5 protein-coding genes and 3 pseudogenes are annotated in these 11570 nt (G+C 73.6%); all 8 read left to right on the top strand.

Features of this window, described 5'->3' with window-relative positions:
- Positions 1–35: 35 nt before the first annotated feature.
- Positions 36–308, top strand: a complete 273-nt coding sequence (locus tag BJF88_RS01095; protein ID WP_255371629.1) for an HGxxPAAW family protein — start codon at positions 36–38, stop codon at positions 306–308.
- Positions 309–501: 193 nt separating this feature from the next.
- Positions 502–792, top strand: coding sequence for a DUF2752 domain-containing protein (locus BJF88_RS01090; RefSeq protein ID WP_369824433.1), 291 nt, complete (start codon positions 502–504; stop codon positions 790–792).
- Between the two features lie 161 nt (positions 793–953).
- Positions 954–1766 carry an indole-3-glycerol phosphate synthase TrpC gene (gene trpC, locus BJF88_RS01085; RefSeq protein ID WP_075827429.1) on the top strand — a complete coding sequence of 271 codons (813 nt, stop codon included), beginning with the start codon at positions 954–956 and terminating at the stop codon, positions 1764–1766.
- Between the two features lie 167 nt (positions 1767–1933).
- A complete protein-coding gene (trpB, locus tag BJF88_RS01080; RefSeq protein ID WP_075827468.1) occupies positions 1934–3214 on the top strand; it encodes a tryptophan synthase subunit beta in 1281 nt (426 codons plus the stop codon).
- 35 nt (positions 3215–3249) lie between these two features.
- Positions 3250–4120 (top strand): annotated as a pseudogene (gene trpA, locus BJF88_RS01075) (tryptophan synthase subunit alpha).
- The gene (lgt, locus tag BJF88_RS01070) at positions 4117–5172 is read left to right on the top strand and encodes a prolipoprotein diacylglyceryl transferase (RefSeq protein ID WP_075827428.1); all 1056 of its coding nucleotides are present in this window, start codon (positions 4117–4119) and stop codon (positions 5170–5172) included. The pseudogene trpA and the gene lgt overlap by 4 nt, the downstream one beginning before the upstream one ends.
- A gap of 139 nt (positions 5173–5311) precedes the next feature.
- Positions 5312–10019 (top strand): annotated as a pseudogene (gene gltB, locus BJF88_RS01065) (glutamate synthase large subunit).
- Positions 10012–11477 (top strand): annotated as a pseudogene (locus tag BJF88_RS01055) (glutamate synthase subunit beta). The pseudogenes gltB and BJF88_RS01055 overlap by 8 nt, the downstream one beginning before the upstream one ends.
- The last annotated feature ends 93 nt before the right edge of the window (positions 11478–11570 follow it).

The following is an 11570-nucleotide window of genomic DNA, read 5'->3' as shown; positions in this document are numbered from 1 at the left end:
TGCTCGGGGCCGGTCCGATAGGCTGGACGCACATCATGACGAAAGGCACGACCCCCATGGCCGAGAAGCACCAGACCACCGAGATCGCGTACCTGCCGCCCGCGGCACCGCCCACCAACCACGGCCACACCGTCGCCGCGTGGTTCACGATGATCGGCATCATCGTCGGCGTGCTCGTGGCCGCGGTCGCCGTCGTGATCGCCGCCGTCTGGCTGTTCTGGGTCGGGATGGGCGTCGTCGCCCTCGCCCTCGTCGTCGGCCTCGTGCTGCGCAACATGGGGTACGGGCAGAAGCCGACCTCGCGGTGACACCTCCGCCGACCGCGCGGGCGGACCAGGGCGGGGCCTCGACGGCCCCGCACCGGCCCGGTGCCCGCGCGGGCGGCGGCGCGGTCCGGCGGACGACGGCGGCACCGCTGGCCACGGCGGTCGCGGTGGCGGCGGCGACGGCCTACGTCGCGCTCGTCGACCCGCACCGGCCCGGGCACTACCTCGCTGCCCGCTGCTCGCGCTCACCGGCCTGGCCTGCCCGGGCTGCGGCGCGCTGCGCGCGACGCACGACCTCGCCCACCTGGACGTCGCCGGCGCGTGGGCGGCGAACCCGCTGTGGGTCCTCGTCGCCCCACTGCTCGTCGCGCTGTGGGGCGCGTGGTTGGCGCGGTCGTGGCGCGGTCGCCGCGGGCCCCGTGTCCCGTCCGCCGTCGCGTGGTCGGGGCTCGTCGTGGTCCTCGCGTTCGGCGTGCTGCGCAACGTCCCTGCGCTCTCGGGGTGGCTCGGCCCGGCCGGTGCCTGACCGGCGGTGACCGTCTCGTGGGGTGAGCCGTGGTCAACGCCGGTCGGGGGCGGCCCTACGATGGCTGTACCTCGCCACCTACGGGGCGGCCGGACGCGCGGGCGGAGCGCGACCGGCTCGGCGGCGAGGACGAGGGGACGATCTCGGGGAGTGATGGGGCGATGACGGTTCTGGACGACATCGTCGCCGGCGTGCGCGAGGACCTCGCGGTGCGCCAGGCGGCGACCTCGCTGGACGAGCTCAAGGAGCGCGCGGCGCGCGTGCCCGGCGCGCTGGAGAGCGTGAGCCGCCTCAAGGCCGACGACGCGGTCGCGATCATCGCGGAGGTCAAGAGGTCGAGCCCGAGCAAGGGCGCGCTGGCGTCGATCAGCGATCCCGCCGAGCTCGCGGGGGAGTACGAGAAGGGCGGCGCCTCCGCCATCTCCGTGCTCACGGAGCAGCGTCGCTTCAACGGCAGCCTCGCCGACCTCGACGCCGTCCGGGCGCGGGTCGACGTGCCGGTGCTGCGCAAGGACTTCGTCGTGACGCCCTACCAGGTCTGGGAGGCGCGGGCGCACTGCGCCGACATCGTCCTGCTCATCGTCGCCGCGCTCGAGCAGACGGTCCTCACGTCCCTCGTCGAGCGCGTGCACTCCCTCGGCATGACCGCCCTCGTCGAGGTGCACACGCTCGAGGAGGTCAGCCGCGCGCTCGACGCCGGTGCGCGCGTCGTGGGCGTCAACTCGCGCGACCTCAAGACCCTCGACGTCGACCGCACGACGTTCGCCCGGCTGGCGCCGGCGATCCCCGACGACGTGGTGCGCGTCGCCGAGTCGGGGGTGCGCGGGCCGCACGACGTCATGGACTACGCGCGCTCCGGCGCGCACGCCGTGCTCGTCGGCGAGGCCCTCGTCACGGACGACGCCCCGCGGGCGTCGGTCGCGGACCTCGTCGCCGCCGGCTCGCACCCCTCGCTGTGGTCCGTGCGGCCCTGAGGCAGCAGACCCACCGGTCCCGCACCGCCTCGGAGCCGCGCCCCGGCCCGTCAGCTCACCCATCCCGCAGGAGGTCCGGCCCCGTGCCCGACTCGACACCCACCCCGCCCCCGCCGTCCGCACCCGGCGCCTCTCCGTCCGCCGGCACCGAGCAGTCCGCGCGCTCGGTGCGCTCCGACCTCACGCGCTCCCTGGCGAACCACGAGGGCCCGTACTTCGGCGAGTTCGGCGGCCGGTTCGTCCCCGAGGCCCTCGTCGCCGCGCTCGACGAGCTCGAGACCGAGTACCGCAAGGCGCTCGACGACCCCGACTTCGTCGGTGAGCTGGCCCGCCTGCAGCGTGAGTACACGGGCCGGCCGAGCCCGCTGACGGAGGTGCCGCGCTTCGCCGAGCAGGTCGGCGGCGCGCCGGGCGCCGTCCGGCTCTTCCTCAAGCGCGAGGACCTCAACCACACCGGATCGCACAAGATCAACAACGTCCTCGGGCAGGCGCTGCTCGTCAAGCGGATGGGCAAGACGCGCGTCATCGCCGAGACCGGCGCGGGCCAGCACGGCGTGGCGACCGCCACGGCCGCGGCGCTGCTCGACCTCGAGTGCGTCGTCTACATGGGCGAGGAGGACACCCGCCGGCAGGCCCTCAACGTCGCGCGCATGCGTCTCCTGGGCGCCGAGGTCGTCCCCGTGTCGATCGGCCAGCGCACGCTCAAGGACGCGATCAACGAGGCGCTGCGCGACTGGGTCGCGAACGTCGACACGACGCACTACCTGCTGGGGACCGTGACCGGACCGCACCCCTTCCCCGAGATGGTGCGCGAGTTCCACCGGGTCATCGGCGAGGAGGCGCGCACCCAGGTGCTCGACCGCGTCGGGCGCCTGCCCGACGCCGTCGCGGCCTGCGTCGGCGGCGGCTCGAACGCGCTCGGCATCTTCAACGCCTTCCTCGACGACGAGGGCGTGGCCCTCCACGGCTTCGAGGCCGGTGGCGAGGGCGTCGGCACGGGTCGGCACGCCGCCCGGTTCAGCGGCGGGGCGCCCGGGGTGCTGCACGGCGCCCGCTCCTACCTGCTGCAGGACGAGGACGGGCAGACCCTCGCGAGCCACTCGATCTCGGCCGGCCTGGACTACCCGAGCGTCGGCCCGGCGCACGCGTGGCTGCACGACCTGGGCCGCGCCACCTACCAGCCCGTGACCGACGACGAGGCGATGGAGGCGTTCCGTCTCCTGTGCCGCACCGAGGGCATCATCCCGGCGATCGAGTCCGCGCACGCGCTCGCCGGCGCCCTGCGGCTCGGACGCGAGGCCGTGGCCGCCGGGCGCGAGGACCACGTCATCCTCGTGAACCTGTCGGGACGGGGCGACAAGGACGTGGCCACCGCCGCGCGGTGGTTCGACCTCGTGGACGACGACGCGATCGCCGAGACGGCGACGGGCACGGAGGGGGAGCTGTGAACGGCGTGCAGGACCAGCCGGGTGCGCAGGCGCCGGTGCGGTCGCGGACCGCGGAGCGCCTGGCCGAGCTGCGCGGGGAGGGCCGGGCGGCGCTCGTCGGCTACCTCCCGGTCGGGTTCCCGACGGTCGAGCGCTCGGTCGAGGCGGCGCTCGCCCTGGTCGACGCCGGGGTCGACGTGCTCGAGCTGGGGATCCCGTACACCGACCCGGTCATGGACGGCCCGGTCATCCAGGCCGCCGCGCAGACCGCGCTCGACGCGGGCGTGCGCGTCGCCGACGTCTTCCGCGTCGTCGAGGCCGTCACGCAGCGCACGGGCGGTCGGGTCCCGGTCCTCGTCATGACGTACTGGAACCCGGTGCTGCGCCACGGCGTCGACGCGTTCGCCCGCGACCTCGCGGCGGCGGGCGGCGCCGGGCTCATCACGCCCGACCTCATCCCCGACGAGGGACGTGCGTGGGTCGAGGCGGCGGACCGCCACGGCCTCGACAGGGTCTTCCTCGTGGCGCCCAGCTCGCGCCCGAGCGCCTGCGCCTGACGGTGCAGGCGTCGCGCGGCTTCGTCTACGCGGCGTCCACGATGGGCGTGACCGGCGAGCGCTCGCAGGTCGGGCCGCGCGCCGCGCAGCTGGTCGAGGACACGCGCGCCGCGGGCGCGCCGTTCGTGTGCGTCGGCCTCGGCGTGTCGACGGGGGAGCAGGCGGCCGAGGTCGCGCGCTTCGCCGACGGCGTCATCGTCGGGTCCGCCTTCGTCCGCCCGCTCCTCGGCGACGAGCCTGGGCGGAGCGCCTCGAGGCCCTGCGCGCGGTGGCGGACTCCCTCGTCGCGGGCGTGCGCGGCTCGCGCCGGGGCGCCGTCCCCGCGGGCGGGCCCTCGGGCGACGCCGGCGTCGGCGAGGTGGTCGCATGAGCGCCGCCGTCGTCGGCCAGCTGTCGGCCTGGGCCGCGGGCGCGCCCGCCGCCGGGACGCTGCCCGCCGCGATCCCGAGCCCGCCGCAGCACACCTGGTACCTGGGGCCGTTCCCGTTGCGCGCGTACGCGCTGGCGATCCTCGCCGGGATCGTGGTCGCGCTGTGGCTCACGCGCCGGCGCTGGGTCGAGCGCGGCGGCGAGGCGGACGACGTCCTGGAGATCGCCTTCTGGGCGGTGCCGTTCGGGATCGTCGGCGGCCGGCTGTACCACGTCTTCTCGACACCCGACCCGTACTGGGGTCCGGACGGCGACCCGGTGCGCGCCCTCTACGTCTGGGAGGGCGGCCTCGGCATCTGGGGCGCGGTCGCGCTCGGGGCCGTCGGCGCCTACATCGGCTGCCGCCGTCAGAAGGTGAGCTTCCCGGCGTTCGCCGACGCGCTCGCGCCCGGGCTGCTGCTCGCGCAGGCCGTCGGGCGTCTGGGCAACTGGTTCAACCAGGAGCTGTTCGGCTCGCCCACGACCCTCCCGTGGGGCCTGCGCGTCGACGACGGCGTGGCGGCCGCGGCCGGGTACCCCCCGGGGACGCTGTTCCACCCGACGTTCCTGTACGAGATGATCTGGAACGTCGGCGCTGCCTTCCTCCTGATCTACCTGGACCGTCGGTTCCGGCTCGGTCATGGTCGGGTATTCTGGCTGTACGTTCTCGTCTACACGCTCGGTCGTGTGTGGATCGAGATGTTGCGCATCGACGAGGCCGAGCTCGTCCTGGGTCTTCGGCTGAACGTCTGGACGTCGATCCTGGTCGGTCTCGGTGCCTTGGTAGCGTTCGTCGTCGTCGGGCGCCGCCACCCTGGACGCGAGGAGACGGTGCAGCTCGCAGGTCGCCCCGAGGCGGCCGACGAGCGCGCACCCGACCCGGCGCCCACCACGGGGTCCGCGGACGAGGTCGAGAGATCGACCGACGCCGAGGGCACCGACCACGCCGAGGACTCCGACGACGCGGAGGAGTCAGAGCAGGCAGATGCCGCACGACCAGACCCAGGTCGGTGAGCATCCGTCACCCGTAGTCGGACCACCGGGCGACCGCCCGGCGAGTTCCGCCATGTCCGTAGGGCCGAAGACGTCCCGAAATCCCCCCAGCTGGAAGCAGCCCGGCCCTCGCGGCCGGGCGCCTGTGAGGACGGTGTTGATGACCACGCCGCAGTATCGGGACGAGCACCGGGCACCCGCCCTGGCCGTTCCTCCCACGGCTCACGGTCTGTACGACCCCGCCGCCGAGCACGACGCCTGCGGCGTCGCCTTCGTGGCGACGCTGCGAGGCACGCCCGGGCGCGACATCGTTGACGCGGGGCTCACGGCCCTGCTCAACCTCGACCACCGCGGCGCCGTCGGCGCCGAGGAGAACAGCGGCGACGGCGCAGGGATCCTCACGCAGATCCCCGACGCGTTCGTCCGCGACGTCGTCGACGCCGAGCTGCCCCCGGCGGGGCACTACGCGATCGGCACCGCGTTCCTGCCGCAGGACGCGCACGCCGCGCAGGCGGCCGTCCGCGGGGTCGAGGCCATCGCCGCCGAGGAGAAGCTCGACGTCCTCGCGTGGCGCGACGTCCCGGTGACCGCCGACCTCGTCGGCCCGTCCGCGCGCGCCTCCATGCCGGTGTTCCGCCAGCTCGTCGTCGCCGACCCGGCGCGCGAGCTCGCCGGCATCGACCTCGACCGCCGCGCGTACCGGCTGCGCAAGCGCGCGGAGAACGAGCTCGGCCTGTTCTTCGCCTCGCTGTCCGCGCGCACGCTGACGTACAAGGGCATGCTCACCACGGCACAGCTCGAGCCGTTCTTCCCGGACCTGTCCGACCCGCGCTACGCGAGCGAGATCGCGCTCGTGCACTCGCGCTTCTCGACCAACACGTTCCCGTCCTGGCCGCTCGCGCAGCCGTTCCGGTCGATCGCGCACAACGGCGAGATCAACACCGTGCGCGGCAACCGCAACTGGATGGCCGCGCGCGAGGGGACCCTCGCGTCCGACGTGCTCGGCGACCTCGCCCCGCTGCTGCCGGTGTGCTCCGACGGCTCGAGCGACTCCGCGAGTTTCGACGAGGTGCTGGAGCTGCTGCACCTGTCGGGCCGTCCGCTGCCGCACGCGGTGCTCATGATGATCCCGGAGGCGTGGGAGAACAACGCCGACATGGACCCCGACCTGCGGGCGTCTACGAGTACCACGCGACGCTCATGGAGCCGTGGGACGGGCCGGCGTGCCTGAACTTCACGGACGGGACGCTCATCGGCGCGGTGCTCGACCGCAACGGGCTGCGCCCCGGACGCTACTGGGTCACCGAGGACGGGCTCGTCGTGCTCGCGAGCGAGGCCGGCGTGCTCGACCTCGACCCGGCGACGATCGTGCGCAAGGGCCGGCTCGAGCCGGGCCGCATGTTCCTCGTGGACACGGGCCAGGGCCGGATCATCGAGGACGAGGAGATCAAGGCGCAGCTCGCCGCCCAGCGCCCCTACGCGGCTGGGTCGCCGAGAACTCGGTGTACCTGGACCAGCTCCCCGAGCGCGAGCACGTCGCGCACAGCCCCGCGTCCGTGCAGCGGCGCCAGCGCGCGTTCGGCTACACGGAGGAGGAGCTCAAGGTCATCCTCACGCCCATGGGCAACACCGGCGCCGAGCCGCTCGGCGCCATGGGCACCGACACGCCGATCGCCGTGCTGTCCGAGCGTCCCCGCCTGCTCTTCGACTACTTCACGCAGATGTTCGCGCAGGTGACGAACCCGCCGCTCGACGCGATCCGCGAGGAGCTGGTCACGTCGATCGGCGGCGCGATCGGCCCCGAGCCGAACCTGCTCGTCGACACCCCGGACCACGCCCGCAAGCTCGTCCTGCCCTTCCCGGTGCTCGACAACGACCAGCTCGCGAAGATCATCCGCGTCGACAAGGACCCGCGCCTGGCGGGGACCTTCCGCTCCGTCACGGTCAAGGGCCTGTACCGCGTCTCCGGCGGGGGAGAGGCGCTGCTCGCGCGGCTGCAGGAGATCTTCGCCGAGGTCGACGCGCACGTCGAGGCCGGCGCGAGCTTCATCGTGCTCTCGGACCGCGACTCCGACTCCGACCTCGCGCCGATCCCGTCGCTGCTGCTGTCGAGCGCCGTGCACCACCACCTGCTGCGCCGGCACACGCGCACCCAGGTGTCGCTCGTCGTCGAGGCGGGCGACGTGCGCGAGACGCACCACGTCGCGCTGCTCATCGGGTACGGCGCGGCCGCGGTCAACCCCTACCTCGCGATGGAGACCGTCGAGGACCTCGCGCGCCGCGGCTACCTCGGCGTCGACCCGCAGAAGGCGGTCGCCAACCTCATCAAGGCGCTCGGCAAGGGCGTGCTCAAGGTCATGAGCAAGATGGGGATCTCGACCATCTCGTCGTACCGCGGTGCCCAGGTGTTCGAGGCCGTCGGGCTGTCGCACGACCTCGTGCACGACTACTTCGCCGGCACGACGTCCCGGCTCGGCGGCGTCGGTCTCGACGTCATCGCGGCCGAGGTCGCGGCCCGGCACGCCGAGGCGTACCCGGCGTCCGGCAACCACCAGGCGCACGTCAGCCTCGCGACGGGCGGCGAGTACCAGTGGCGTCGCGACGGCGAGGAGCACCTCTTCGACCCGGAGACGGTGTTCCGGCTCCAGCACTCGACGCGCGAGCGCCGTTTCGACATCTTCCGCCAGTACACGCACCGCGTCGACGAGCAGTCCTCGCGACTCATGACGCTGCGCGGCCTGCTCGCGCTGCGCGAGGGCGAGCGCCCCGCCGTGCCGCTCGACGAGGTCGAGCCGGTGAGCGAGATCGTCAAGCGGTTCAACACGGGCGCCATGTCGTACGGCTCCATCTCCGCCGAGGCCCACGAGACGCTCGCCGTCGCCATGAACCGGCTCGGCGGCCGCTCGAACACGGGCGAGGGGGGCGAGGACGCCGAGCGCCTGTACGACCCCGAGCGCCGGTCGCGCGTCAAGCAGATCGCGTCGGGACGCTTCGGCGTCACGAGCGAGTACCTGACGAACGCCGACGACATCCAGATCAAGCTCGCGCAGGGGGCCAAGCCGGGCGAGGGCGGTCAGCTGCCCGGGCACAAGGTGTACCCGTGGGTGGCGAAGACCCGGCACTCGACCCCGGGCGTCGGCCTCATCTCGCCGCCGCCGCACCACGACATCTACTCGATCGAGGACCTCGCGCAGCTCATCCACGACGCGAAGAACGCCAACCCGTCGGCGCGCGTCCACGTCAAGCTCGTCTCCGAGTTCGGCGTCGGGACCGTGGCGACCGGCGTGTCCAAGGCGCACGCGGACGTCGTCCTCATCTCGGGGCACGACGGCGGCACGGCGCGAGCCCGCTGACGTCGCTCAAGCACGCGGGCACGCCCTGGGAGATCGGCCTCGCCGAGACGCAGCAGACGCTCGTGCTGAACAACCTGCGCGACCGGATCGTCGTGCAGGTCGACGGGCAGATGAAGACCGGCCGCGACGTCGTCGTGGCGGCGCTGCTCGGGGCGGAGGAGTTCGGCTTCGCGACCGCCCCGATGGTCGTCTCGGGCTGCGTCATGATGCGCGTCTGCCACCTGGACACGTGCCCGGTTGGCGTCGCGACCCAGAACCCCGAGCTGCGCGCGCGGTTCACGGGCAAGCCCGAGTTCGTCGTGAACTTCTTCGAGTTCATCGCCGAGGAGGTCCGCGAGTACCTCGCGCGCCTGGGCTTCCGGAGCGTCGAGGAGGCGGTGGGCCACGTCGATGCGCGCGCGGTTCACGGGCAAGCCCGAGTTCGTCGTGAACTTCTTCGAGTTCATCGCCGAGGAGGTCCGCGAGTACCTCGCGCGCCTGGGCTTCCGGAGCGTCGAGGAGGCGGTGGGCCACGTCGAGCTGCTCGACACGCGCCGGGCCGTCGACCACTGGAAGGCCCAGGGGCTCGACCTCGGGCCGGTGCTCGAGAAGCCCGTGCCCGTCGAGGGCTCGTCGCTGCGCAACACGACGACGCAGGACCACGGCCTGGACAAGGCCCTGGACAACCAGCTCGTCGCGCTCGCCGCCGACGCCCTCGAGCGGCGCGAGCCGGTGCGCATCGCGCTGCCCGTGCGCAACGTCAACCGCACGGTCGGGACGATGCTCGGTCACGAGGTGACGAAGCGCTACCGCGGCGAGGGCCTGCCCGACGACACGATCGACGTCACGCTCACCGGGTCCGCCGGCCAGTCGTTCGGCGCCTTCGTGCCGCGCGGCATCACGCTGCGCCTGTTCGGCGACGCGAACGACTACGTCGGCAAGGGCCTGTCCGGCGGACGCATCGTCGTCCGGCCCGACCGCAACGCGGTCCTCACGGGTTCGAGCAACGTCATCGCGGGCAACGTCATCGGGTACGGCGCGACGTCGGGAGAGGTCCTCCTGCGCGGGCGGGTCGGCGAGCGCTTCGGCGTGCGCAACTCGGGCGCGACGCTCGTCGTCGAGGGCGTGGGCGACCACGCCTGCGAGTACATGACCGGAGGCACGGTCCTCGTCCTCGGACCGACCGGGCGCAACTTCGGTGCCGGCATGTCGGGCGGGACCGCGTACGTGCTCGACCTGCGCGAGGAGGCGGTCAACACGGCCGCGCTCACGACCGGTGAGCTGGGCCTCGGCCCGCTCGAGGACGACGAGGTGTCGTTCGTCGAGACGCTCGTGCGCCGGCACCACGAGGAGACCGGCTCGCCGCTCGCGGCCGAGCTCCTCGCCGACTTCCCCGCGGCGGCGCGACGCTTCACCCGCGTCCTGCCGACCGACTTCGCCCGCATGCGCTCCGCGCTGGACAAGGCGGAGTCGGCGGGGCTCGACCCGGCCGCGCCGGGCGTGTGGGACCAGATTCTGGAGGTGGCCCGTGGCTGACCCCCGTGGCTTTCTGAAGGTGCGCGAGCGCGAGCTCCCGCCGAACCGGCCCGTGGCCGTGCGCCTGCGCGACTGGAAGGACGTGCACGCGCACCTCGAGGAGGGGCAGGTCTTCCTCAAGGAGCAGGCAGGTCGCTGCATGGACTGCGGCATCCCGTTCTGCCACCAGGGCTGCCCGCTGGGGAACCTCATCCCCGAGTGAACGACCTCGTCTACCGCGAGCAGTGGGCCGACGCGATCGACCGGCTCCACGCGACGAACAACTTCCCGGAGTTCACCGGTCGCGTGTGCCCGGCGCCGTGCGAGTCGAGCTGCGTGCTCGGCATCAACCAGCCGGCGGTGACGATCAAGAACGTCGAGGTCTCGATCATCGACGAGGCGTTCGCCCGCGGGTACGTGACGCCGCAGGTGCCGCAGCGCCTGACCGGCTGGACCGTGGCCGTGGTCGGCTCCGGCCCGGCGGGGCTCGCCGCCGCGCAGCAGCTCACGCGGGCCGGTCACACGGTGGCCGTGTACGAGCGGGACGACGCCATCGGCGGGCTGCTGCGCTACGGCATCCCCGACTTCAAGCTCGAGAAGGTCCACATCGACCGTCGCATCGCGCAGATGGAGGCGGAGGGCACGCGGTTCCGCCCGGGCGTCGAGATCGGCGTGGACATCACCTGGGACGAGCTGCGGGCGCGCTACGACGCCGTCGTGGTCGCGACCGGCGCGACCGTGCCGCGGGACCTGCCGATCCCCGGCCGGGAGCTCGGCGGCGTCCACTTCGCCATGGAGTTCCTGCACCAGGCCAACGCGGTCGTCGCGGGCCACGAGGTCGCGGACCAGATCACCGCGACGGGCAAGCACGTGATCGTCATCGGCGGCGGCGACACGGGGTCGGACTGCCTCGGCACCTCGCTGCGTCAGGGCGCCGCGAGCGTCACGACGCTCGCGATCGGCAAGCAGCCGCCGCTCGAGCGCCCGGCGAACCAGCCGTGGCCGACCGACCCGATCGTGTTCGAGGTCTCGTCCTCGCACGAGGAGGGCGGCGAGCGGGAGTACCTGGCCTCGACCGTGGAGTTCCTCGGCGACGCCTCGGGGAACGTCCGGGCGCTGCGCGTCGCGGAGACGGAGTACCTGCCGGACGGGCGCCGCGCCCCCCGCGCGGGCACCGAGCGCGAGATCCCGGCGGACCTCGTGCTCGTGGCGATGGGGTTCACCGGCCCGGAGACGGGGACGCTCACGGAGCAGGCCGCGGCGGGACTCACGCCGCGCGGGCTCGTGGAGCGCGACGACGACTTCGCGTCGACGCTGCCCGGCGTCTTCGTGGCGGGGGACGCGGGCCGCGGGCAGTCGCTCATCGTGTGGGCGATCGCCGAGGGCCGGGCGGCGGCGGCGTCCGTCGACGCCTACCTCCAGGGCGGTACGGAGCTCCCGGCTCCGGTTCGCGCGAGCACCGTGTCGCTGCGCGCCTGACGTTCACCCGGCGCCGTGCCCGGCGCCGGGACGATGTGCGGGGCATCCTTGGGAGGGGCACCCCGCGACGGCCGGCTCGTCGCCGGACCGACA

Origin of the sequence: Cellulosimicrobium sp. CUA-896, from assembly GCF_001942335.1 — a bacterium.
GTDB lineage: Bacteria > Actinomycetota > Actinomycetes > Actinomycetales > Cellulomonadaceae > Cellulosimicrobium.
Note: the sequence above shows the minus strand (reverse complement) of the source record. Positions and strands in the feature narration are given on the sequence as shown.

What these genes read in the sequence shown, in the direction of transcription:
- BJF88_RS01095 (WP_255371629.1), top strand. Translation starts at nt 36, where the DNA reads ATGACGAAAGGCACGACCCCCATGGCCGAGAAGCACCAGACCACCGAG.
- trpC (WP_075827429.1), top strand. Translation starts at nt 954, where the DNA reads ATGACGGTTCTGGACGACATCGTCGCCGGCGTGCGCGAGGACCTCGCG.
- lgt (WP_075827428.1), top strand. Translation starts at nt 4,117, where the DNA reads ATGAGCGCCGCCGTCGTCGGCCAGCTGTCGGCCTGGGCCGCGGGCGCG.